This window comes from Streptomyces sp. SID8374 (assembly GCF_009865135.1).
In the GTDB taxonomy this organism is placed as follows: domain Bacteria; phylum Actinomycetota; class Actinomycetes; order Streptomycetales; family Streptomycetaceae; genus Streptomyces.
Map to the genome: position 1 here is coordinate 1749488 of NZ_WWGH01000001.1, position 23334 is coordinate 1772821.

General features: G+C 72.7%; 21 protein-coding genes. 12 read left to right on the forward strand and 9 right to left on the reverse strand.

What is annotated here, in order from left to right; all coding sequences use genetic code 11:
• Nucleotides 1-141 precede the first annotated feature (141 nt).
• The 3 genes from panB (at nt 142) to GTY67_RS07830 (ending at nt 3079) form a co-directional block, all read left to right on the forward strand.
• Nucleotides 142-1053 (forward strand): 3-methyl-2-oxobutanoate hydroxymethyltransferase, encoded by a 912-nt coding sequence (panB, locus tag GTY67_RS07820; protein ID WP_161278196.1) that lies wholly within the window; start codon nt 142-144, stop codon nt 1051-1053.
• A 146-nt stretch (nt 1054-1199) separates the two neighbouring features.
• Entirely contained in the window at nt 1200-2222 is a 1023-nt protein-coding gene (locus GTY67_RS07825) for an ATP-binding cassette domain-containing protein (RefSeq protein ID WP_093688966.1), read from the forward strand.
• The gene (locus GTY67_RS07830; protein ID WP_093688968.1) at nt 2219-3079 is read left to right on the forward strand and encodes an ABC transporter permease; all 861 of its coding nucleotides are present in this window, start codon (nt 2219-2221) and stop codon (nt 3077-3079) included. Before GTY67_RS07825 ends, GTY67_RS07830 begins: the two co-directional genes overlap by 4 nt.
• A 21-nt stretch (nt 3080-3100) precedes the next feature.
• Here GTY67_RS07830 and GTY67_RS07835 read toward each other — a convergent pair whose 3' ends face one another.
• Nucleotides 3101-6430 carry a BTAD domain-containing putative transcriptional regulator gene (locus GTY67_RS07835; RefSeq protein WP_161278197.1) on the reverse strand — a complete coding sequence of 1110 codons (3330 nt, stop codon included), beginning with the start codon at nt 6428-6430 and terminating at the stop codon, nt 3101-3103.
• A 181-nt stretch (nt 6431-6611) separates the two neighbouring features.
• Here GTY67_RS07835 and GTY67_RS07840 point away from each other — a divergent pair, with 181 nt between their 5' ends.
• The gene (locus tag GTY67_RS07840) at nt 6612-7415 is read left to right on the forward strand and encodes a site-2 protease family protein (protein WP_161278198.1); all 804 of its coding nucleotides are present in this window, start codon (nt 6612-6614) and stop codon (nt 7413-7415) included.
• A 22-nt stretch (nt 7416-7437) separates the two neighbouring features.
• Here GTY67_RS07840 and GTY67_RS07845 read toward each other — a convergent pair whose 3' ends face one another.
• The 3 genes from GTY67_RS07845 to npdG all read right to left on the reverse strand — a co-directional run bounded on the left by GTY67_RS07845 (nt 7438) and on the right by npdG (nt 9702).
• Nucleotides 7438-8538 carry a DUF3533 domain-containing protein gene (locus GTY67_RS07845; RefSeq protein ID WP_343238647.1) on the reverse strand — a complete coding sequence of 367 codons (1101 nt, stop codon included), beginning with the start codon at nt 8536-8538 and terminating at the stop codon, nt 7438-7440.
• A gap of 159 nt (nt 8539-8697) precedes the next feature.
• Entirely contained in the window at nt 8698-8880 is a 183-nt protein-coding gene (locus tag GTY67_RS07850; protein WP_093688974.1) for a hypothetical protein, read from the reverse strand.
• Between the two features lie 111 nt (nt 8881-8991).
• Nucleotides 8992-9702, reverse strand: a complete 711-nt coding sequence (npdG, locus tag GTY67_RS07855; RefSeq protein ID WP_018511810.1) for an NADPH-dependent F420 reductase — start codon at nt 9700-9702, stop codon at nt 8992-8994.
• Nucleotides 9703-9863: 161 nt separating this feature from the next.
• Between npdG and GTY67_RS07860 the strand changes: the two genes are divergently transcribed.
• The gene (locus tag GTY67_RS07860) at nt 9864-10466 is read left to right on the forward strand and encodes a hypothetical protein (protein ID WP_093688978.1); all 603 of its coding nucleotides are present in this window, start codon (nt 9864-9866) and stop codon (nt 10464-10466) included.
• Between the two features lie 93 nt (nt 10467-10559).
• The gene (locus GTY67_RS07865; protein WP_161278199.1) at nt 10560-11864 is read left to right on the forward strand and encodes an MFS transporter; all 1305 of its coding nucleotides are present in this window, start codon (nt 10560-10562) and stop codon (nt 11862-11864) included.
• A 54-nt stretch (nt 11865-11918) separates the two neighbouring features.
• On the opposite strand, the gene GTY67_RS07870 is transcribed toward GTY67_RS07865, so the two are convergent.
• Complete coding sequence (locus GTY67_RS07870; RefSeq protein WP_161278200.1) at nt 11919-12155, reverse strand: hypothetical protein; 237 nt, start codon at nt 12153-12155, stop codon at nt 11919-11921.
• Nucleotides 12156-12213: 58 nt separating this feature from the next.
• On the opposite strand from GTY67_RS07870, the gene map reads away from it, so the two are divergent.
• Together map and GTY67_RS07880 are read left to right on the forward strand one after the other, a co-directional pair.
• Nucleotides 12214-13071, forward strand: coding sequence for a type I methionyl aminopeptidase (gene map / locus GTY67_RS07875; protein ID WP_093688984.1), 858 nt, complete (start codon nt 12214-12216; stop codon nt 13069-13071).
• A 205-nt stretch (nt 13072-13276) separates the two neighbouring features.
• Nucleotides 13277-13942 (forward strand): biliverdin-producing heme oxygenase, encoded by a 666-nt coding sequence (locus tag GTY67_RS07880; protein WP_161278201.1) that lies wholly within the window; start codon nt 13277-13279, stop codon nt 13940-13942.
• Here GTY67_RS07880 and GTY67_RS07885 read toward each other — a convergent pair.
• From GTY67_RS07885 to GTY67_RS07895, 3 genes are all read right to left on the reverse strand, one after another.
• Nucleotides 13932-14645 (reverse strand): PhzF family phenazine biosynthesis protein, encoded by a 714-nt coding sequence (locus tag GTY67_RS07885; protein ID WP_093688988.1) that lies wholly within the window; start codon nt 14643-14645, stop codon nt 13932-13934. The two genes, GTY67_RS07880 and GTY67_RS07885, sit on opposite strands and share 11 nt — an antisense overlap.
• 104 nt (nt 14646-14749) lie before the next feature.
• On the reverse strand, nt 14750-16351 hold the full coding sequence (locus tag GTY67_RS07890) for an HtaA domain-containing protein (RefSeq protein ID WP_093688990.1): 1602 nt from the start codon (nt 16349-16351) through the stop codon (nt 14750-14752).
• Nucleotides 16352-16436: 85 nt separating this feature from the next.
• On the reverse strand, nt 16437-17900 hold the full coding sequence (locus tag GTY67_RS07895; RefSeq protein ID WP_161278202.1) for an HtaA domain-containing protein: 1464 nt from the start codon (nt 17898-17900) through the stop codon (nt 16437-16439).
• 166 nt (nt 17901-18066) lie between these two features.
• Between GTY67_RS07895 and GTY67_RS07900 the strand changes: the two genes are divergently transcribed.
• The 4 genes from GTY67_RS07900 to GTY67_RS07915 all read left to right on the forward strand — a co-directional run bounded on the left by GTY67_RS07900 (nt 18067) and on the right by GTY67_RS07915 (nt 22440).
• Complete coding sequence (locus GTY67_RS07900) at nt 18067-19152, forward strand: ABC transporter substrate-binding protein (RefSeq protein ID WP_093688994.1); 1086 nt, start codon at nt 18067-18069, stop codon at nt 19150-19152.
• The gene (locus GTY67_RS07905) at nt 19149-20270 is read left to right on the forward strand and encodes an iron ABC transporter permease (protein WP_093688996.1); all 1122 of its coding nucleotides are present in this window, start codon (nt 19149-19151) and stop codon (nt 20268-20270) included. The genes GTY67_RS07900 and GTY67_RS07905 overlap by 4 nt, the downstream gene beginning before the upstream one ends.
• On the forward strand, nt 20267-21103 hold the full coding sequence (locus tag GTY67_RS07910) for a heme ABC transporter ATP-binding protein (RefSeq protein ID WP_093688998.1): 837 nt from the start codon (nt 20267-20269) through the stop codon (nt 21101-21103). The genes GTY67_RS07905 and GTY67_RS07910 overlap by 4 nt, the downstream gene beginning before the upstream one ends.
• A gap of 392 nt (nt 21104-21495) precedes the next feature.
• On the forward strand, nt 21496-22440 hold the full coding sequence (locus GTY67_RS07915) for a hypothetical protein (protein ID WP_343238648.1): 945 nt from the start codon (nt 21496-21498) through the stop codon (nt 22438-22440).
• 33 nt (nt 22441-22473) lie between these two features.
• Here the strand turns inward: GTY67_RS07915 and GTY67_RS07920 are convergent, their stop codons facing one another.
• Nucleotides 22474-23220 (reverse strand): bifunctional DNA primase/polymerase, encoded by a 747-nt coding sequence (locus GTY67_RS07920; RefSeq protein ID WP_161278203.1) that lies wholly within the window; start codon nt 23218-23220, stop codon nt 22474-22476.
• Nucleotides 23221-23334 lie beyond the last annotated feature (114 nt).

Below are 23334 nucleotides of genomic sequence, written 5' to 3' on the forward strand. Positions count from 1 at the left end.
TTGTTAAAACTTTGCCCAACGGGAGCCGGACGGCCGGGGTCGTGCGGGCCCACTTCCCGTTTGCCCGGGCGGGATGCCACCATGGAAGGGATCCGGGGACGCCGTCAGGGCGCCTCGAGATGACGAAGGAGTTCACCAGCCATGTCACTTCCGGCTGCACAGAATCCGTCTGCACAGAACCCGTCGGCCCCGGCCGCGCCCTCCCCCGCAGGTGCCTCCCCCGACAGCAGCAAGGCGCTGTACGGAGGGAAGTCCACCCGCCGCATCACCGTCCACGACATCGCCGCCGCCACCGAGCGCGGCGAGAAGTGGCCCATGCTCACCGCCTACGACGCGATGACCGCGTCCGTCTTCGACGAGGCGGGCATCCCCGTCATGCTCGTCGGGGACTCGATGGGCAACGTCCACCTCGGCTACGAGACCACCGTGCCCGTCACGATGGACGAGATCGCCATGCTCTCCGCCGCCGTCGTACGCGGCACCAGGCGCGCCCTCATCGTGGCCGACCTGCCCTTCGGCTCGTACCAGGAAGGCCCCGTCCAGGCGCTCCGCAACGCCACCCGGCTGATCAAGGAGTCCGGTGTCGGCGCGGTCAAGCTGGAGGGCGGCGAGCGGTCCCACGAGCAGATCCGGCTGCTGGTCGAGGCGGGCATCCCGGTCATGGCCCACATCGGCCTGACCCCGCAGTCCGTCAACGCCATGGGCTACCGGGTGCAGGGCCGCGGCGAGGAGGCGGCGCACCAGCTGCTGCGCGACGCCAAGGCGGTCCAGGACGCGGGCGCGTTCGCCGTCGTGCTGGAGCTCGTACCCGAGGAGCTGGCCGCCGAGGTCACCCGCACCCTGCACATCCCGACCGTCGGTATCGGCGCCGGTGCGGCCACCGACGCGCAGGTGCTCGTCTACACCGACATGGTCGGGCTGACCGGCGGCAAGGTGCCGCGCTTCACCAAGCAGTACGCGAACCTGCGCCAGGTGCTCGGGGACGCGGCGAAGGAGTTCGCCGAGGAGGTCGTGGGCGGTACGTTCCCCGCGCCGGAGCACACCTTCCACTGATCCACCGGCCCCGGGGCCCCATCAGCCATTTCCCGCACCACCGACAGCCCGCCGACATCCCCCATCGGCGGGCTGTCGCGCGTCCGGGAGCGGGTGCCGGCCCGTGTCGGCCGGCTGTCGGTGAGCTGTCGGCGGGCGGTGGTCCCATGGTGGACATGGAACGCATCGACACGAACCCCAGGAGCGGCACGAACGCCGTCGAGGTACGGGGGCTGGTCAAGCACTACGGCGAGACCAAGGCACTGGACGGCGTGGACCTCGACGTCCGCGAAGGCACCGTCCTCGGCGTGCTCGGCCCCAACGGCGCCGGCAAGACCACCCTCGTACGCTGCCTCTCCACGCTGATCACCCCCGACGCCGGACACGCGGTCGTCGCGGGCTTCGACGTGGTGAAGCAGCCGCGCGAGCTGCGCCGCCGGATAGGCCTGACCGGGCAGTACGCCTCGGTCGACGAGAAGCTCTCCGGCTGGGAGAACCTCTACATGATCGGGCGGCTCCTCGATCTGCCCCGCAAGCAGGCGCGGGCCCGGGCGGACGAGCTCCTCGAGCGGTTCTCGCTCACCGAGGCCGCCAAGCGGGCCTGCATGGAGTACAGCGGCGGGATGCGCCGCCGCCTCGACCTGGCCGCCTCGATGATCGGCAGCCCGTCCGTGCTGTACCTGGACGAGCCGACGACCGGCCTCGACCCCCGGACCCGTAACGAGGTCTGGGACGAGGTGCAGCGGATGGTCGCCGAGGGCGCCACCGTCCTGCTGACCACCCAGTACATGGAAGAGGCCGAGCAGCTCGCCAAGGAGCTGACGGTCATCGACAAGGGGAAGATCATCGCCCGGGGCGGGGTCGACGAGCTGAAGGCCAAGGTCGGCGGCCGCACCCTGCACATCCGGCCCTCGGACCCGGCGGAGCTGGCCGCGATGGCCCAGGCGATCCGGGAGGCCGGACTCGACGGGGTCGCCGGGGCGCAGGCCGTACCGGACGAGGGGCTGCTGTACGTCCCCATCCTCAGCGACGAGCAGCTGACCGCCGTCATCGGGCTGCTGGGCGTACGGGGCTTCTCCCTGGCCCATGTCGCCACCGCGCTGCCCAGCCTGGACGAGGTCTTCCTCGCGATCACCGGCGACAAGGCCGCTCCCCTCACCGACGCCGCTCCCCAGGAGGTCGCCGCATGAGCACCACCACCCTGACCCCCGCACCCGCCGGGCCCGCGGGCACCGCCCCCACGAAGGCGCGGGCGGCCGAGGAGGGCCGGATCGGGCTGCGGGCCAACCTGCGGCACATCGGGGCCCTGGCCCGCCGCAATCTGCTCCAGATCAAGAAGGACCCGGAGTCGATGTTCGACGTCCTTCTGATGCCGGTCATCTTCACGCTGCTGTTCGTGTACGTCTTCGGCGGCTCGGTCGGCGGCAGCCTCGGCGGCGACCGGCAGGACTATCTGAACTACCTGGTCCCGGGACTGATGGCGATGATGGGCATGAACATCGCCATGGCCGTCGGCACCGGGGTCAACGACGACTTCCGCAAGGGGGTCATGGACCGGTTCCGGACGATGCCGATCGCCCGCTCCTCGGTGCTCATCGCCAAGATCGTGGTGGAGCTGGGCCGGATGATGGTCGCCATCGTCATCCTGCTCGCGATGGGCTTCGCCCTCGGTATGACGCTGGGGACGTCCGTGCTCGGGCTGCTGGAGGCCGTCGCGCTGGCGGCGGTGTTCGGCGCCGCCATCATGTGGATCTTCATCGTGCTCGGGCTGTCCATGAAGACGGCCCAGGCCGTCCAGGGAATGGGGATGCTGGTGCTGATGCCGTTGCAGTTCGGCTCGTCCATCTTCGCCCCGCCGCAGACCATGCCGGGCTGGCTCCAGACCTTCACCGACTACAACCCGCTGTCCAATCTGGCGGACGCGGTGCGGGGTCTGATGATGGGCGGTCCGGTCGCCTCCTCCGTCTGGACGACGCTGGCCTGGGCCGCGGGCATCACGCTGGTGATGGCTCCGCTGGCGGTGTCCAAGTTCCGCAAGAAGGCCTGAGCGGCCGGGACGCCCGTGGTGTCAGCGGTACGCCTCCGCCAGGGCGGTGGCCTCATCGAGGGTGAGGCCGCCGCCCTGTTCGTACGCCGCCGTGAACACCGCGTCGTCGAGGCGCGCCCGGACGGCCTCCTCGGCCTGGGCCAGGTTGCGGCGCTCCACCATGCTCGGCACGTGCCCCTTCGGCAGGAGGGCCGCCTGGAGTGCCAGCAGCCGGGCGCCGGCCTCGGCGGCCCCGGGGGCGTCGAGGCCGGCGAGCGCGCGGGCGGCGGCCGTCAGATGGGACGACGGCAGCTGCGGGGCCACCATCATCGACAGCCGGTCCCGCGAACTGTCCAGCGCGGTCAGCGCGTTGGACAGGGCGGAGGCGTACGCGCCGTCGAGGTTGTCCAGCCAGGCCAGCACGCCGTAGACGAAGCCGCCGAAGATGGCGGCATCGCGCGACCTGAAGTCCTCGTGGACCAGGTTCGTCTCCCTGCGGGCCTCGTCCACCCGCCCCTGGAGCCCGAGGACGTATCCCAGGTGCATCCGGGCCATCGGGGTCGCCTCATGGCCCGACTGCCGCCCGTTCTCGGTGATTTCGCGCAGGATGGCCTCGGCCTCCGGGAGGCGGCCGAGTTCGATGAGGGCCCCGGCGTACCGGGCGCGCAGCAGCGCCACCTGGCTCTGGGCGCCGATCTTCTGCGCGTACGCCACGGCCGCCCCGTAGTCCTTCAGCGCCGCGGCGAAGTCACCGGCCCGCTCGTCGGTCTCGCCACGCGAGGAGAGCGCTTCAGCGGCGCCCCAGTCGTCGCCGAGCCGGGTGTAGATCTCCAGGCTCTCGTCGGCGTCGGCGCGTGCCTCGCCCACCTGCGCGGGGTCGTTGGCCCGGAAGTTGGCGCGGGTGTGGAGGGCCGAGCCGAGCTCCCACTCGTACCCGAGCGTCCGGCAGGTCTCGACCGTGGCGTCCAGCAGTTCGTAGACCCGGTCCATGTCGCCGCCGAGCAGGATCGCGAACATCCACAGTGTTCCGGGCATGCGGCAGGTCTGCGGCTGCCCGGGCCTGTAGGTCTCGGCGATGATCCTCAGGCGCTCCTTGCCCTCGGGGGTCGACCATTCGCTGATCGCGTTGTCCACACCGGCCAGCTGGATCAGCGCCACCCCGCGCCGCGCCTCCGCGAGCTGTTCGCCGTCCATCGGCGGCGGCCGGTCGGTGGCCCGCTCCAGCAGCGAGGGGGCCCGGACACCGGGCGGGGCGAAGGGGTCGGGGCCCAGCGATGAGGCGGCCTCGCCCCACTGCCGGGCGTCCGCGCGCAGGTCGCGCAGCATCCAGTACCAGGACATCGACAGCACCATGCACAGCGCCTCGTGCTCGTCCCGTACGGCGACGGCGTGGCGGAACGCGGTGCGCAGGTTCTCGTACTCGCGCTGGAAGAGCGCGATGGCGTCCCGCTGTCCGGCGCCGCGCACCTTCGGGCCGGTGATCCGGGCCAGCTCCCGGAAGTGGACCAGGTGGCGGCGGGCGACCGCATCCCGCTCGGCGGCCTCGTCCAGGCGCTCGGCGGCGTACTCCCCGACCGTCTCCAGCAGCCGGTAGCGCATCCGGCCGTCGTCGCCGGGCGCCGCCACGACGAGGGACTTGTCGACCAGCGAGCCGAGCAGGCCCGCGATGTCGAGGGAGTCCACGGCGACGCTCCCGTCCGGCCCGGGCAGGGCGCAGACCTCCTCGGCGGCGGTGAGGGGGCAGCCTCCGGCGAAGACGGCCAGGCGGCGCAGCACGGCCCGTTCTCCTGCGTCCAGCAGCTCCCAGGACCAGTCGACGACCGCGCGCAGCGTCTGCTGGCGGGGCAGCACGGTGCGGCTGCCGTTGGTGAGGAGGCGGAAGCGGTCGTCCAGCCGGTCGGCGATCTGGCGCGGGGTGAGCATCCGCAGCCGGGCGGCGGCCAGTTCGATGGCGAGCGGCAGCCCGTCGAGGCGGCGGCAGATCTCGGCGCAGGCGGCCGCGGTCTCCTCGTCGGCGTCGGTACGGAACCCGGGCCGGGCCGCCGCCCCGCGCTCGGCGAGCAGGCGCAGCGCCATCGGGTCGGGCAGCGGGTCGACAGGGCGGACGAACTCGCCCGGTACGCCGAGGGGTTCGCGGCTGGTGGCGAGGACCGTGAGCTGCGGGCAGTGGGTGAGGAGGTGGTCGGTGAGGGCGGCCGCCGCCCCGACGACGTGCTCGCAGTTGTCCAGGAGCAGCAGCATCCGGCGCGGGGCGCAGTGCTCGGTGAGGCGTACGAGGGGGTCGTCGCCGGTGCGGTCGACGGCCCGCAGCTCCTCGGCACCGGCCCCCCGCAGCACGGTCTCGCGGGCGCCGAGCGCGCTCAGGACCGCCTCGGGCACGGCGTCCGGGTCGTCGACGGGGGCCAGCTCCGCCAGCCAGACGCCGTCGGGCCAGGCGTCGGCGGCCGCCTCCGCGGTCTCCTGGGACAGCCGCGTCTTGCCCGCGCCGCCGGGGCCGAGGAGGGTGACGAGCCGGGCGTGGGCGAGGTCCTCGCGCAGGGCCGCGATGTCGCCGTCCCGGCCGACGAAGCTGGTGAGCCGGGCCCGGAGGTTGCCGTGGGCGGGCCGGGGCTTCGGGGCGGCGGGCGGCTCCTGGGGAGCGGGCGCGGCCGGTCCCTGGTGGAGGAGTTCGGCGTACAGGCCGCGCAGTTCGGGGCCGGGGTCGGTGCCGAGGCGTTCGGAGAGTACGGTGCGCACCTCGTCGTACGCCGCCAGCGCCTCGGCCGTGCGCCCGGCGTCCCGCAGGGCCCTGATGCGCAGGGCCTGGAGGGGTTCGTCCAGCGGGTGGGCGGCGCAGAGCGCGGTCAGCTCCCACAGGGCCTCGTCCGCCCGCCCGAGGAGGCGCAGCGCCTCCAGCCGGGCCCGCCGGGCGGCGAGTCGGCGGGACTCCAGGCGGGCGGCGGGCGCCGTACGGTCGGGCAGGTCGTCCAGCGGCGGCCCGCCCCAGAGCGCGAGGGCCTCGTCCAGGACGGTGACGGCTTTCTCCGCGTCGCCCTGCTCCAGGGCCCGGCTCCCCTCCCCCGCCAGCCGCTCGAACCGGTGCAGGTCCACGGCGTCCGGCTCGGCGGCGAGCCGGTAGCCGCTCTCCACCGACTCGACGGCGCTCCGGCCCAGCGCCCGCCGCAGCCGCCCGACCAGCGCCTGGAGCGCGCCGGCCGCGTCGGCGGGCGGGTCGCCGTCCCACACCTCGTCCACGAGGACCCCGGCGGGCACGGTCCGTCCGGGGTGCTGGGCGAGGACGGTGAGCAGGGCGCGCAGCCGCGCCCCGCCGAGGGCGACGGCCGTACCGTCGTCGCGGAGTGCCCGGGTGGTGCCGAGGATGCAGTAGCGCACGGGCCCATTGTCATCGACGGGCGCGGTGACGGGGGCGACCGGGTGGAACTCCTGACCGGGGCGCCGTCGTTCCCGCCGTACCGGCGTGCGTACGGTGTCGCTGTTCCCGCCGTACCGGCGTGCTCATCGGCGTACGTACGATGTGGCCGCCGTTCCCCCCACCCCCAGGAGTTGTGTGCCGATGACCACCGCAGCCACCCGCGGGGACCGGAGGATCAGTCCGGTCTTCCTCGGGATCGCCGCCGTCACCGCCGTCGCGGGCTGGGCCGTCTGGACGGGGTTCGCGGGCGCCACCGGCTTCGCGGTCTTCCTCTTCGTCACCGGGGCCTGGATCGTCTCGCTCTGCCTCCACGAGTACGCCCACGCCCGCACCGCGCTGCACAGCGGGGACCTGTCGGTGGGGGCGAAGGGCTATCTGACGCTCAACCCGCTGAAGTACACGCACGCCCTGCTCAGCGTCGTGCTGCCGGTCCTCTTCGTGGTCCTGGGCGGGATCGGCCTGCCCGGCGGCGCGGTCTACATCGAGAGGGCCCGGATCCACGGCCGCTGGAAGCACAGCCTGATCTCGGCGGCGGGCCCGCTGACGAACGTGGCGTTCGCGATCGTGTGCACGGCCCCCTTCTGGCTGGACGCGCTGGACGGGGTCCCGCTCTCCTTCCAGTACGCGCTGGCGTTCCTGGCGATGCTCCAGGTGACGGCCGCGATCCTGAACTCCCTGCCGATCCCGGGGCTGGACGGCTACGGCGTGATCGAGCCCTGGCTGTCGTACAGGATCCGCCGCCAGGTGGAGCCGATCGCGCCGTTCGGGCTCATCGCGGTCTTCGCCATCCTGTGGATCCCCGGGGTGAACATCGCCTTCTTCGACGGGATCGACACGCTGCTGGGCGTGCTGGGCGTGGACGACCTCCAGCGGTACTGCGGCTACGACCTCTACCGCTTCTGGCGGGCGTTCTTCGGCGAGCAGAACCCGGTGTGCGCGGTGTGACGACCGCGCGGCCCGTCCGTCCTCACACGGCGGCGGACGCGGGCTCCGTACGGGGTCCTCGGCGCCGCCGGCCCTCGCGCAGGGCCGCGGCGAGGATCGCCACGGCGACACCGCCGAACGCCCAGGCGCCGAGGATCCACAGGGCGCCGGTGGTGGCGTTGCCGTCGAAGTAGACGGTGTTGCGCACCACGGTCGTCCCGGCCCCCGGTGGCAGCGCCTGGCCGATCGCGGCCCAGAACGGCGGCAGCAGCGAGGACGGGTAGACCCCGCCGGAGCTGGGGTTGCCCAGGATCGTGAAGATCAGGATGGTGAGGCCCAGGCCGACCGTCCCCGCCACCGACTGGAGGGCGACGCCCACCGCCCCGGAGGCGAACACCACCAGGGTCCCGATCCCGGCCAGCTCCCAGAACGCGCCCGGCAGGCAGTTCAGCACCGGGCCCACGATGATCGCGCCGCCGATGCCCGAGACGAAGCCGTACGGGAGCATCGCCGCCAGCCGGACCAGGGTGCGGCGCAGGGTGGGCTTCTTGGAGCCGGCCGCCATGTTCAGGGCCGAGGCGGCGAGGTAGCCGCCGATGGTCCAGCTGAGGACCAGGTAGAAGGACGACAGGCCCCGCGAGTCACCGGCGGCGGGCGGGCGGATGTCCCGTACGACGATCGTGCGGTTCTCCGCCCGTGCGACCTCCTGGAGGATCTCCGTGGCCGCCGTGGTGGCCGACGGACCGCCCGCCGAGGCGACGATCAGGGTGTCGGTGCGCCCGGCCGGGTCCATGACCAGGGCGGCGTCGGTGCTCCGGTCCAGCAGCCGGGCCCGTGCCTCGGCGCGGCTCGCGACGGCGGTGACGTGGAGCGGGTCGCCGGGGAGCGCGTCGAGGCGGGCGACCAGGTCCTTCCCGACGGCGGGCGGCGCGACGACGGTGATCGGCACCTGGTGCGGCTTGGGCGCGTGGAAGGCGCCCATGTAGGAGAGGGCGAAGCCCAGTTGGAGCAGGAGCACCCCGAGCATGACGAGCGCCGACCGGGTGGAGACGGCGTCGCGCACCTCCCCCAGGAAGCCCCGGCCCCCGTCGCCCGTCCGTGCGGTCGATCCGGATCCGTACCCGTCGTCCCTCGCGTCTGCCACGCGGTCCTCCCTCGGTCGGCCTGGCCACGGCCGTGGCGAGGCCGTCACATGGTCGGCCCCGGGCGGCGTCCGGTCTCCGGGGCGCGCCCACGAGGGACGGCCCTCGACCCGAACGGCTCAGGGGCCACGAGGGGTGGTGCGGGGAGGGCCGGGGAGGGTTCAGCGGGCCTCGGCGGCGGCTTCCATGCGCTGCTTGCGCACGTAGAACCAGACCATGTTGGAGGAGAGCCCCGCGATCAGCACCCAGACGATCCCGAGCAGGCTGCCCTGGACGAAGGAGACCACGGCCGCTGTGACGGCGAGGACGCAGACGACGAGGGCGTAGAGAGCGAGGCGGGGCATGGGGGTCGGCTCCTGTCGGGGAACGGTCGCGGTCCCGTCCAGTGTCCCCCATGCCCCGTTGTGCCCCGCCTCTGGCCCGGGCCCCCGGGTCGGCGAGCGGGAGCGGGTGGCTCAGACGTCGGTGGTGCGGAGTCCGGCGTGGGCCTTGTAGCGGCGGTTGACCGAGATCAGGTTCGCGACCAGGGACTCGACCTGGTGGGCGTTGCGGAGCCGGCCCGCGAAGATGCCGCGCATCCCCGGGATGCGGCCCGCCAGCGCCTGCACGATGTCCGTGTCGGCCCGCGCCTCGCCCAGCACCAGGACGTCGGTGTCGATCTCCTCGATGGACTCGTCCTGGAGCAGCACCGCCGAGAGGTGGTGGAAGGCGGCGGTGACGCGGGAGTCCGGCAGCAGGGCGGCGGCCTGCTCGGCGGCGCTGCCCTCCTCCGGCTTGAGGGCGTAGGCGCCCTTCTTGTCGAAGCCGAGCGGGTTGACGCAGTCGATGACGAGCTTGCCCGCCAGCTCCTCGCGCAGGGACTCCAGGGTCTTGGCGTGGCCGTCCCACGGCACGGCGACGATCACGATGTCGCTGCGCCGGGCGCACTCCGCGTTGTCCGTGCCCTCGACACCGTGGCCGAGCTCGGCGGCCGCCTCGGCCGCGCGTCCGGCGTCCCGGGAGCCGAGGGTGACCCGCTGTCCGGCGCGGGCGAGCCGGTAGGCGAGGCCGCGCCCCTGGGGGCCGGTCCCGCCGAGTACGCCGACGCTCAGGGCGGAGACGTCGGGGAGGTCCCAGGGGTCCTTGGCGGGGGGCTTGGGCGCGCTGCCGCTGTCCTGTGTAGTCATGGGCCGACCCTACTGCCAGGTAGGGCCCGGAATCCCGTCCCGGGGCCTCGTGGGCTCCCCCGCCCTCCGGCCACCGCCCAACCGCCGTACGGTCCTCCGTTCGGGTGACGGGGAGGCGTGCGGAGGCCGCCGGGCGGGGTGCGGGGGCAGGATGCCGGGCCATGGATGCCGTACGTGTCGCCCTGCTCCGTGACGTACTGGCCGGGACCCCGTGGCCCGCCTCGGCCCGCCGGTTCGCGCTGGCGCTGCGCTCGTCCCTCGTACCGAGGGGCGGCGGGCTGCTGCTGGTGGGGACCGAGGCGTACGAGCCGTGGCATCTGGCCGCCCACCTGGCCGACGAGTCCACCTGGTCCGGGCTGCCGGAGCTGACGCCCACCCTGGTGCGGCACCGGGTGGAGCCGGGCGATCCCGCGCATCTGGCGGTGGGGCTGGGCCGGATCGAGGCGGCCGGGCGGGGTCAGACCGTGCTGCTGGTCGCGCCGGAGCGGCCGGACGGCGGGCTGCTGGAGCGGGTGCACGACGCGCGGCGGGCCGGGGCGCGGGTGCTCGCCCTGGGCGGCGGTGACCCGGAGGTCGGCGGGCTGGCCCACGAGTCGCTGGTGGTCGGCGGGGACGACGAGGTGGACCTGGACATCGTGCAGCACCTGGTGAGCGCGGCGGCCGGGGAGAACAGCAGGCCGGTGGCGCGCGGCGGCCGGACGTTTCGGGACCGGCTCTCCCGTCTCGCGGACCGGCTGACGGAGCCGCCGCCGGGGCGGTGGTGAGGGGGCCGTCGGGGCGGTGGTGCGGAGGGCCGTCGGGGTCCGGTGGGAAATCGGTTTGCCCGGAGCGCCCCGGAGTACCGATCATGGCCCCTCGTGACCGAAGCTCCCCCTGCCACCCCGCCCCCTCCCTCGTCCCGGCTCCGCGCCCTGCTGCCGGACCTGGCCCCGTGGCACTCCTCGCCGGACTTCCGGCTGCTGTGGATCCAGGGGCTGATCACGTACTTCGGCAGCTTCATGGCGCTCATCGCGCTGCCGCTCCAGATCAAGCACCTCACCGGCTCGCCGCTCGCGGTCGGGGCGATGGGGGCGGTGGAGCTGGTGCCGCTGGTGGTCTTCGGGCTGTACGGCGGGGCGCTCGCCGACGCGGTGGACCGGCGCCGGGTCATCCTGCTCACCGAGGCGGGGCTCGGGGTGCTCGCCGCGATCCTGCTGGTGAACGCGCTCCTGCCGGAGCCGCTGCTGTGGCCGCTGTACGTCGTCGCCGGCGGGGTCGCCGCCCTGGCCGGGCTCCAACGGCCCGCGCTGGACTCCCTGATGGCCCGGATCGTGCCCCACGCCCAGCAGACGGCGGCGGCCGCCCTGAACTCGCTGCGCTGGCAGATCGGGGCGATCGCGGGCCCGGCGCTGGCCGGCCTGGTGGTGGCGTACGCCGGTCACGGCACGGCGTACGCGGTGACGGTCTGCACGTTCGCCGTCTCCGTCGTGCTCTGCCTGCGGCTCTCCCCCGCGCCGCCCGCCAAGGAGGCGGCGAAGCCGTCGCTGCGCGGGATCGTGGAGGGGGCCCGGTACGCCTGGAGCCGGCCGGTGCTGCTGGGGACGTACGCGATCGACCTGGCGGCGATGTTCTTCGCCTTCCCGAACACGATCTTCCCGTTCCTGGCGGACGAGCTGGACGCGGAGTGGTCGCTGGGGCTGATGTACGCGGCGGGCTCGGTCGGTTCGCTGGCGCTCGGGCTGACCAGCGGCTGGACGTCCCGGGTGCGCAGGCACGGGCTGTTCGTGGTGTTCGGGGCGGCGGTGTGGGGGCTGGCGATCGCGGCGGCGGGCTGGTTCTCCAGCGTGTGGGTGGTGCTGCTCTGCCTGGGCGTGGCCGGGGCGGGCGACATGCTCAGCGGGCTGGGGCGCTCCACCATCTGGAACCAGACCATTCCGGAGGAGCTGCGGGGGCGGCTGGCGGGCATCGAGGTGCTCTCGTACAGCGTGGGTCCGCAGCTGGGGCAGGTGCGGGCCGGGGCGATGGCGGGGTGGACCGGGACCCGGTCGGCGATCTGGACGGGCGGGGTGGCGTGCGTGGCGTCGGTGGCGCTGCTGACGGCCGCGCTGCCGAAGCTGGTGCGGTACGACTCCGAGACGGATGAGGACGCGGTGCGCAGGCGGGAGGCCCGGGTGGAGGGGTGACCCGGGCCCGGCCGGGTGGCCGGGCCTCCGGGACTCCGCACCGGGCCCCGCTCCTCAAGCGCCGGAGGGGCCTGGTTTGCCCTTGTCCTCGTCGTGCCACTTCGGGTCCGTGTCCCACTCCAGGTTCCGGTCGCGGGCCGTGTCCATCGCGTGCTGGGCCGCCTCGCGGGAGGTGTAGGGGCCGAACCGGTTCTGGGCAGGGCACTCCGGGCCCTCCTCGACCTTCTTGTGCTCCAGGCAGTAGTACCATTCGCCCGGTTTGCCGACCGTGCGCTTCTTGAACAGGGCCATCGTCGGCTCCTTTCCTTATCGCCATGGTGCCCCGAGGGCGCTGGTTAGACTCGCTGGCATGTCTGGCCAGTCGCTTCTCGTACCAGGGGAGATCACTCCCGTCCGTTCCGTACCCGGAAACATCCGGCGTCCCGAGTACGTGGGGAAGCCGGCCCCGACGCCGTACACCGGCCCGGAGATCCAGGACGCCGACACCGTGGAGCGGATGCGCATCGCGGGCCGCATCGCCGCGCAGGCGATGGAGGAGGCCGCCAAGCACATCGCGCCGGGCGTCACCACGGACGAACTCGACCGGGTCGCGCACGAGTTCATGATCGACCACGGCGCGTACCCCTCCACCCTCGGCTACCGGGGCTTCCCGAAGTCGCTGTGCAGCTCGCTCAACGAGGTCATCTGCCACGGCATCCCCGACTCCACCGTGCTGCGCGACGGGGACATCGTGAACCTGGACGTCACCGCGTACATCAACGGGGTGCACGGCGACAACAACGCCACCTACCTCTGCGGTGACGTCGACGAGGAGTCCCGGCTGCTCGTGGAGCGGACCCGGGAGTCGCTGAACCGGGCCATCAAGGCGGTCAAGCCGGGGCGGCAGATCAACGTCATCGGCCGGGTCATCGAGTCGTACGCGAAGCGGTTCGGGTACGGGGTCGTGCGCGACTTCACCGGGCACGGGATCAACTCCTCGTTCCACTCCGGCCTGATCATCCCGCACTACGACAGCCCCCATGCGACCACCGTGATGCAGCCGGGCATGACGTTCACCATCGAACCGATGCTGACGCTGGGCACCCACGAGTACGACATGTGGGAGGACGGCTGGACCGTGGTGACGAAGGACCGCAAGCGGACCGCCCAGTTCGAGGAGACGCTGGTGGTCACGGAGACCGGCGCGGAGATCCTCACCCTGCCGTAACCAGGACAAAACACCCACAAGGGGCCACCCCACCTCTTGTCGCGTATTTTTTTACCGACAAGCAGTCGGGAACCAGTTGACTTAGGTAAACCTAAGTAGGAGGATCGGCGTACCGGCACGCGCCGCCGCAGCGTCGCGGCGGCCGCCTGCCGATATTTCCGTCTGTTTCTGGACTTCCCGTCCCCCTCGGCCCCGGAGGCCCGCCTTGGACGCAACCGCCACCGTCACTCCCTTCTCGACGCTCATCCGCACCGCGTCGCACGAACAGCACACCGAGGCCGAGACCTCGACCTTCATGGGTGACCTGCTCGGCGGGCGGCTGGGTGTCGACGCGTACACGCGCTACACCGAGCAGCTGTGGTTCGTCTACCGGGCGCTGGAGGAAGGCGCGGAGGCCCTGCGGAACGACCCGGTGGCCGGGCCCTTCATACAGCCCGAGCTGATGCGCTCCACCGAGCTGGAGCGCGACCTGGCCCACCTGCGCGGGGAGAACTGGCGCGAGGGTCTGGAGCCGCTGCCCGCGACCGCCGCGTATGCCGCCCGGGTCACCGAGTGCGCGCGCACCTGGCCCGCCGGTTATATCGCGCACCACTACACCCGCTACCTCGGCGACCTCTCGGGCGGACAGATCATCCGCGACAAGGCGGAGAAGACCTGGGGCTTCGAGCGCAAGGGCGACGGCGTGCGGTTCTACGTCTTCGAGGAGATCACCAACCCCGCCGCCTTCAAGCGGTCCTACCGCGAGCTGCTGGACGGCGTGAACGCGGACGACCTGGAGAAGCAGCGGATCGTCGAGGAGTGCAAGCGCGCCTTCGCGCTGAACACCGCGGTCTTCCGGGAGCTGGGCGAGGTGTTCCCGCTCAGCGCGTAGTGACGGTCATATCGCTTGCGGCCGCCCGGGGTTGAGCCCGGGCGGCCATCAGGACGCGGCCCCCCACCTCCACCGTGCCGTCCGGCGCGGGTGCAGTGAGGATCTGGGAGCCGCGTCCTTGTGTGATGTTCAGAGCCCGGCCGAGGTGCGCGCTGAGCAGCATGGCCGCGGCGCCCGTCGCCTCGTCCTCGACGATGCCCTCGCCGCGCCTCGGGAAGGCCCGCGCGCGCACCCGCCCGGCGGCCTCGTCCTCCCAGGCCCAGACGTAGAGCCAACCCTCTCCGGGCGGCGGCCCCGTCAGCGCCTCGACCTCGTCCGCCGCGGCGTACTGCTGGAACAGGCGCGGCGGGGCCCACTCGGGGCGTGCGGTGATCCAGGTGAACTCCCCGTCCTGGCGGGCGAACACGTCCCCGACGGCCAGTTCCAGGATCTCCAGGTCCAGCAGCCAGGCGGTGCCGACGAGCGGGTGCCCGGCGAACGGCAGCCGCAGCCCGGGGGTATGGATGTCCACCCGGCCGCGCTCCGGGTCGTCGACGAACACGGTCTCGCTGAAGCCCAGTTGGCGGGTCAGCCGTTGCCGGGAGGCCTCGTCGGGGTGGCTGCGTCCGTCCCGTACGACGCCGAGGGCGTTGCCGTGGCGTCCGTCGGGTCCGCAGAACACCCGCAGGACGTCGATGCCCCGGGGTACGTCGTAGTGGTTCACGTGCGCATTCAAGCATCACCCGGCGCCTGGGCGGGGGTTGAGAGGCCTGCGACGACCGCAGGGCCGTACCTTCCGGTACGGCCCTGCGGGTGGTGCGGGGTGGATCAGGCGGTGGCGTTACGACGGCGGCGCGCCGCGATCATGACACCGGCACCGGCCGCCACGACGAGGCCGGAGGCGCCGATCAGGGCACCGGTCGGGACGTCGGAGCCGGTGGAGGCCAGGGCGCCGGAGCCGCCGACGGAACCGCCGGTGGAGCCGCCGACCGTGCCGCCGCCGGTGGTGGAACCACCCGCGGTGGAGCCGCCCGTGGAGCCCGAGCCGCCGGTGGAGCCGGAGCCTCCGGTGGAGCCCGACGAGCCGCCCGTCGAACCGCCCGGAGGCAGCGTGGCGTCCTTGTCGAGGGAGACGGCGGCGTTCAGGGCGTCCAGCTCCTCACCCTTCTGGTACATGCCGCTGAAGGCCTTGGAGCCGTCCTCGGTGAGCGTCGCCGGGATGCCCTTGAGGGTGACGACGCCTTCCTTGGCGGCGAGCGCGCCGGCGGGCACCTTCAGGTCGGCGAAGGCCAGCCCGGTGTAGGTGTTGACCTTGCCGGAGGCGCGGTCCTTGGTGGAGACGTCGGCGAGGAGCTTGCCGGTGGTGCCCTGGACGTCGACCTTCAGGTTGCTGAGGGAGAGGTCCAGCTCGTAGTCGCCGTTGGTCTCGTGGCCGAGGAAGCGCACCTTGCCCTTGAACTGGGCGTTGAGCGTGTTCTTGTCGGCGTCGAGGGTGCCGGTGGCCTTGGTGAAGCGGTAGCCGTCGGCGTTGGCGGTGGCGCCGTCGCTCGTCTCGATCTTGCCGTGGGCGATCGGGCCGACGACGTACGAGCGGAAGGACTTCTTGAGACCCCAGTCCAGGGTGCCGTCGACGACCGGGCCGCTGACCGGCTTGGCGCTCTCGGTGGGGGTCGGCTTGGCCGTCCCGGTCGGCTTCGGGTCGACCGGGGGCGTGACCGGCGGGGTGGTCGGGGGCGTGGTCGGAGGCGCCGTGGTGGGCGGCGGCGTGGTGGGCGGCGTGGTCGGGGTGGCCGGCTTGACCGTCAGGGTGGCCGGGTCGATGACGTCACCCTCCTTGTAGGCGGTGCCGAAGACCGCGGCGCCCTCCTTGGTGAAGGTGGCGGGGATGTCCGCGAACGTCATGCCGGCGGCGCCGTTCGAGGGCGCGACGTCGGTGAGGTCCAGCTTGGCCATCTCCAGGTCGTCGCTGACGACCGCGTCCTTGCCCGGGGACTTGGTGGTGACGTCGACGGTGATCTTGCCGCTCTTGCCGGCGGTGACGACCTTGAAGTCGGCCAGCTTGATGTCGAGGACGCCGCCGTGGGCCTCGTAGTGGACGCTGCCCTTGAAGCCGGTCGTGACGCTGTGGGTGCCGAGGTCGTACTCACCCTGCACCAAGGGGAACTTGTACGTTCCGTCCGCGTTCTTGGTGGCGCCGTCGGCGAGGGTGGCGGTGCCGCCCATGCGGTCGATCATCGCGCGGAAGGACGCCCGGACACCCCAGTCCAGGGTGCCCGACTCCAGCTGGATCGCCGCCGGGGCGTCGGCCGCGGCCGCACGGCCGGCGGGCGCGTTGTCGGCCGCGAAGGCGGGGAGGGCGAAGGTGGCGCCCAGGGCGGCGGCCGTGGCGACGGCTGCTGCCAGGGCTATGGGGCGGCGGTTTGCTGCCATGTCGGTGGGTCTCCTAGGACAACGGGGGGAGGAAGGGAGGCGTGGGGGGAGGGGATGAGGAACCATAAGGCGCTCATGGGGGGCGTCAGGAGGTCTGGGGGGCGTCGGAGCCCGTGGAGGCGGCGTCGATACCGGAGGCCTTTCGGCGGCGCAGCGCGAAGAACGCTCCGGCTGCGGCGAGCAGCAGCACCCCGCCGCCGATCGCGGCGTACGTTCCGGCGCCCGGGCCCGAGTCGGAGGCGGCGGCGACCGGTTCGGCGGAGGGCTCGGCCGAGGGCTTCGCGGTGGGCTCGGCGGCGGCCGTGGGCTCGCTGCCGAGGTCGGGCAGCGCGGGCAGCTGGGCCTTGGCGTCGACGGCGACGGCGAGCGAGACCGGGTCCATCTCGGTGCCCGCCTTGTACATGGAGCCGAAGGCCTTGGCCCCGTCCTCGGTGAGGGTGGCGGGCACCTCGGTGAGGACGGCGAGGCCGCCCTCGGGCGCGAAGTCCTTGGCGGCGAAGGTGATCAGGGGGACGTCCTTGCGGGTGGTGCCCGCGCTGGTGACGTCGGCGGAGAGGGTGCCCTCGCCCTTGGCCACGGCGACCGTGACACCGGAGAACTTCAGGTCGAGGTCATGGGCGCCGGTGAAGTGGATGCTGCCGCCGAAGTCGGCGTCCAGCGTCTGCTTCTTCGCGTCGTACGTGCCCTTGCCCTGCGGGAAGCGGAAGAGTGCCCCGCCGTCCTGGGCGCCGTCGGCGAGCGTCCACTTGCCCTGGCCGATGGAGCCGGTGACGTACTCGCGGAAGGTGCGGCGGACGCCCCAGTCGACGGCGGCGTCCTCGAAGCGGCCCGCCTTCTCCTGCTCGGCCTTCTTCTTCGCCTTGTCCTTCTCGGCGTCCTCGTCCTTCTTCTTCTCGGACGGGGACGGCTTCGGCTCGGCCGGGGCGCCCTTGGTGTCCACGGAGAGGCTGATCGGGTCGAGGGGCGTACCGGCGGTGTAGTAGCCGGCGAAGGCGGAAGCGCCCTGCGCGGTCAGCGTGGTGGGGACGTTGGTGAGGGCGATGGGGGTGGAGCCGCCCTTCATGTTGATCCCGCCGAGGCCGAGCGTGGCGAGCGGCACCTGGGAGCGGTTGGTGACCTTGCCGGTCCCCCGCTCCTTGCTGACCATGTCGGCGAAGAGCGTGCCGCTGCCGCCGTTGATCCTGACGGTGGGGCGGCTGATGACGAGGTCCAGCTCGTTGGTCCCGTCGGCCTTCTTGTGGCCGGTGAAGTGCACCCCGCCGGAGAAGCCGGAGCTGAAGGCGCCGGTCGCCGGGTCGTAGGAGCCGTTGGCGGAGTGGAAGCGGAACTGGCTGCCGCCGACCGTGGCGGCGCCGCCGGTCAGGCTCCAACTGCCCTGGGCGATAGGGCCGGTGACGTAACTCTGGAAGGAGGACTTGATGCCCCAGTCCAGCCGTCCGCCCTGCACCGTGCGGCTGGCCGCTTGCGCGGTGGCGGCGGGGAGCATGGCCCCCAGCAGCACCGCGAGGAGCGCGACGGCGAGCGCGCGGGCGGATCTGGACGACAGCATGAGGGACCCCTCCGAGGGCTGGATGTGCAGGTAAGGCTAACCTAAGGTATTCGCAGCCCCTGCCGGAACCCCTCCGCCACCTCCACACAACTGACACATCCGTCACATCCGAATCAACCACCCCTCACCACCCATCGCACGCCGCAGAACGACAGGACGGTGCCCAGTGCGCATCACGCAGGACTTCGCCCCTCAGGGCTCGGACACCAGGCGGCCCTTCGGCCGTCGGCCGGTCCGCGGCCGGGCGGGCGCCGCCCTCACTGCCGCGATGGCCCTCGCCCTGCTTCTGACGGGCTGCGGCGGAGGCAACGATTCCGCATCGGCGGGGCCGAAGGGCGCCAAGAGCTCCGCCGACGCGGACCGGGTGGAGCCGCTGGCCGCCGCGCCCGCCCCGAAGCTGCCGGTGACGGTGGACTCGGCGGACGGCAAGAAGGTCACGGTCGCCTCCACCGACCGGATCGTGCCGCTGACCGGATCGCTGAGCGAGATCGTCTTCACCCTCGGCTTCGGGAAGCAGGTCGTCGCCCGGGACATCACCGCCACCTTCGAACAGGCCGAGAAGCTCCCGGTGGTGACCCGTGCCCACGACGTCTCGGCGGAGAGCGTCCTCTCGCTGAAGCCGACCGTCGTCCTCGCCGACACCACGACCGGGCCGAGCGAGGCGATCGACCAGATCCGCGACGCGGGCATCCCCTTGGTCGTCGTGGAGCCCGCCAAGGGGCTCGCCGATGTCGGCCGCCGGATCGACACGGTCGCCGAGGCGCTCGGCGTACCGGCCGCCGGCACCGAGCTGAAGGAGCGCACCGAGTCGCGTATCGCGGCCGTGCAGAAGACCATCCCGGACCACGCGGACGGCAAGAAGCCCCGGGTGGCCTTCCTCTATCTGCGCGGTTCGGCCTCCGTCTATCTGCTGGGCGGCGCGGAGTCCGGGGCGAGTTCGCTGCTGGAGGCGGCGGGCGCGGTCGACGCGGGCAAGGCGTCCGGGCTGAACAAGGACTTCACCGCCATCACCAGCGAGGCGCTCGCCAAGGCCGCGCCCGACGCGATCCTCCTGATGAGCAAGGGCCTCGACTCGGTGGGCGGCATGGACGGCCTGGTGAAGATCCCCGGCATCGCGGAGACGCCCGCCGGGATGGACCGCCGGGTCGTCTCGGTCGACGACGGCGTGCTGCTGAACTACGGCCCGCGCACCGACCGGGTGCTCGCCGAGATCGTGGAGCAGCTGTACCCGGAGGGTGGCAAGGGCCGGTGACGACGTCGTACGAGGAACGCACCGGGGAGCCGCTCTCCAAGGAGGACCCCTCCGGTGCGGCCGATCTGAAGGCCGCCGCCCCCAAGTCCCCCCGCAGCAAGGCGTTCGTGCTCACCGTGGGGCTCTCGCTCGCCCTGCTCGCCGGGTGTCTGCTCTCCGCCGCGATCGGCGCGTACTCCATCCCCATCGGGGACGTCCTCTCCTCGTTCCAGCACCGGATGGGGCTCGGCGGCCAGCCGCTGGACCGGGTCGGCGAGAGCGTCCTGTGGAACGTCCGGCTCCCCCGCGTCGTCCTCGCCCTCCTCGTCGGCGCCTCGCTCGGCTGCGCGGGCGCCCTGATGCAGGGCGTGTTCGGCAACCCGCTGGCCGAGCCCGGCGTCATCGGGATCTCGGCGGGCGCGGCGGTCGGCGCGGTCGCCTCGATCGCGCTGGGGCTGACGTTCTTCGGCAACTGGACCATCACGGTCTTCGCGTTCATCGCCGGTCTCGCCACCGTGCTGCTCGTCTATACGCTCTCGCGCTCGGGCGGCCGGACCGAGGTGGTGACGCTGATCCTCACCGGTATCGCCGTCAACGCCTTCGCGGGTGCGCTGATCGGGCTGTTCATCTTCTTCGCGGACAACGCGCAGATCACCCAGATCACCTTCTGGCAGCTCGGTTCGCTCTCCCAGGCGACCTGGCCCAAGGTGCTGGCCGTCCTGCCGTGCGCGCTGGCCGGTCTGCTCATCGCCCCGTTCTACGCCCGCAAGCTGGACCTGCTGGCCCTCGGTGAACGCCCCGCCCGCCACCTCGGCGTGGACGTGGAGCGGCTGCGGATCACGCTGGTCCTGGTCGTGGCGCTGCTGACGGCCGCCGCGGTCGCCGTGGCCGGGATCATCTCGTTCGTCGGGCTGCTCGTGCCGCACCTGCTGCGGATGGCGAACGGCCCCGGCCACCGCTTCCTCGTCCCCGGCAGCGCCCTGGGCGGCGCCCTGGTGCTGGTGGCGGGCGACCTCGCGGCCCGGACCGTGGCCGCCCCCGCCGAGCTGCCGCTCGGGGTGCTGACCGCGCTCTTCGGCAGCCCGTTCTTCTTCTGGCTGCTGCGCAGGACCCGTCGTAAGCAAGGTGGTTGGGCATGAGGACGCTGAGAGACCTGTTCGCGGTACGCACCCGGGAGCTGCCCTCGCCCGTCGCCCCCGGCTCCCCCGCCGTCGAGGCCGCCGGGCTCTCGGTCCGGCTGGGCGGCCGGCAGGTGCTGGACTCGGTCGACATCACCGCGCACGCGGGCGAGGTGGTCGCGCTGGTCGGTCCCAACGGGGCCGGCAAGTCGACGCTCCTGGCCGCGCTCGCCGCCGATCTGGCGCCGGGGAGCGGCGAGGTGCTGATCGGCGGCCGCCCGGCCACCGCCTGGACCGCGCCCGAACTGGCCCTGCGCCGTTCGGTGCTGCCGCAGTCCGCCGTGCTCTCCTTCCCGTTCCCGGTGGAGGACGTCGTACGGATGGGGCGGGCGCCCTGGGCCGGTACGGAGCTGGAGGACGAGGACGACACGGCGGTGGCGGCGGCGATGGCGGCCACCGAGGTGACGCGGTTCGCCGGACGGCCCTTCTCCGCGCTGTCGGGCGGCGAGAAGGCCCGGGTGGCGCTGGCCCGGGTGCTGGCGCAGCGGGCCCCGCTGATGCTGCTGGACGAGCCGACGGCCGCCCTGGACCTGCGCCACCAGGAGCTGGTGCTGCGGATCTGCCGGGAACGGGCCGCCGCCGGGGACGCGGTGGTGGTGGTCCTGCACGATCTGGGTCTTGCTGCGGCGTACGCGGACCGGGTCGCCGTGCTGCACGAGGGACGGATCGCGGAGGTGGGCCCGCCCGGGGAGATCTTCAGCGACGAGCTGCTGGGCGAGGTGTACCGGCAGCCGGTGGAGGTGTTCCCGCATCCGCGCACGGGGGCACCGCTGGTCGTTCCCGTACGCCACTGAGCCCCAACCCCGGCCCTGGGGCCGCCAGGTCACGGTGTGGACGCTGTAGCCGGTCCGTGCCCGCACGGCGCTCGGCGCCCCGGTAGGGTTTCGACGGTCAGGGCGGGCGACGGATGCAGAAGGCGCAGAAGCAACGGATGACCAGGGTCTTTCGTGTGGATCAGGCCGGATCAGGGAGCGGGGTCCGGTGCGTGCAGCCGCAAGGCGGAGGATTGAGGCATGGCGGAGCCATGGTGATCGACGACCACGCGGGAGGGGGCCCCTCCCTGCTCGGGCGAAGCCGAGAGCTTGGGCGAGCGCGTGCCAGGCGTCGCACGGCAGACGGCAGTTCGACGACAGGCCCTAGGCTGCGTCGACTGACCACGGGGCTCGCGACGGTGACGGTGCTGTGCGTGACGGCGAGCGGCTGTGTGACGGTCCACGGTGAGCTGGAAGTGCTGCCGGGGGCGACGGAGTCCGAGGCCGCCCAGGCGCTGAGGGACTTCACCGACGCCTACAACGCGGCGGACAAGGCGTACGATCCGGCGCTGGACGCGGACCGGGTGGCGGGGTCGCTCGGCGCGATCAACCAGGCCGGGCTGAAGGCGCGGCAGACGTACAGCCCGGACGGCAACAAGGCGCACAAGCCGCTGGAGTTGACGGACGTCACCTACATCATCCCGAAGAAGGCGGGCTGGCCGCGCTGGTTCCTGGCGGACACCGACTCCAACCGGGACCAGGACGGCGGGAAGCTGGACAACCGCTGGCTGGTGGCGTTCGAACGGAGCGGCCCCGACGCGCTGTGGAAGGCGTCCTATCTCGCGGTCCTCCCGACCTCCCAGGTGCCGGAATTCACCCTGGACAAGGACGGGTTCGCCACGCCGGTCGAACCGCAGAGCAGTGAACTGACCGTCTCCCCGGCCGACTTGAGCACCGCGTACACCCAGTATCTACAGCGGGGCACCCCGGATGTGTTCGCCCCGGGCACCGCGACCTCGGGGTGGCGCGAGGCGCGCCGCACCACCCGGCGGCCCGGGTTCTCCTTCCAGTACATCGACCAGCCGCTGTCCGGCGGCGCGTTCGGGCCGCTCGGGCTGCGCACCGAGGACGGCGGGGCGCTGGTCTTCTTCAGCAGCAAGCACTTCGAGCGGCAGGTCACGGCGGAGGGGCTGAAGCCGGAGGTCAACGCGGATGTGAAGGCGCTGATGACCGGCGAGGTCACCAACAGCCTCACCAAGGAGCGGATCTCCAGCCAGCTGGTCCACGTGCCCGCCCGGGGGGAGGGCTCCTCGGCCTCCGCCGGACGGGTGCGGCTGCTGAACCGGCTGCCGGGCCTGGTGGCGGCGAAGGGCGAGTAGAGGGGAAGGGGCCTCGTGCCCCTCCCCGTAACCTCAGCGGCTCAGCGGCCAGGCGATCGAGTCGTGGTCCAGCTCGCTCTGCTCGGCGCTGCCCGCGTATCGCGCGCAGGCGTCGGTGAGCGTCTCCAGCAGCGTCAGCGGGTCGGGCAGCTCGTGCTCGGGGCCGCGCACCCAGTGGACGTCCACTTCACCGGGGAGCCGGGCGGGCGGCAGGAGGACGTAGCTGCCGCGGCAGTGCCAGCGCAGGCCCGGGTGGGCGTCCATGGTCTCGGGGTGGCAGTCCAGCTCGCAGGGCCACCACTCGTCCTCGTCCTCGGGGGTGCCGCGGGTGGCGGTGAAGAAGAGCATCCGGTCCTCGCCGGACTGGGCGACCGGGCCGACGTCGATGCCCGCCGCGAGAAGCCGCTCCAGGGCGCTGCGGCCGGCGGTGAGTGGGACGTCCAGCACGTCGTGGATCATGCCGGTCGCGGTGATGAAGTTGGCCAAGGGCTGGCTGCGGGCCCAGCGCTCGATCTGGGCGCGGTCGGTGGTCGACTGCGTCTGCCAGGCGAAGGAGATGGGGTGCCGGGCGGGGGTGGGACAGCCGATGCGTTCGCACGAACATCGGTAGCCGAGGGGGTGGGCGGCGGGGGCGATGGGCATGCCCGCGTCGGCGACCGCCAGGAGCAGCTCCACCCGGGCCGTGCCGTCGGCTTCGGCCCCCGGTGATTTGGGACGTCGCCGCAGCCACTGGGAGATCCTGCTCTCTGTGCCGCGGAAACGGCCGGAATCGGCGCCCATCTATCCCCTCACCTCAGCATTTCACCTCAGCGTTGCCTGTCCATGGTCGCACCATCCTGCGGTTGAGGTGGCCAGAGTTCACCAGCGGGGCCGTGTACCACTGCACCGAGTGAG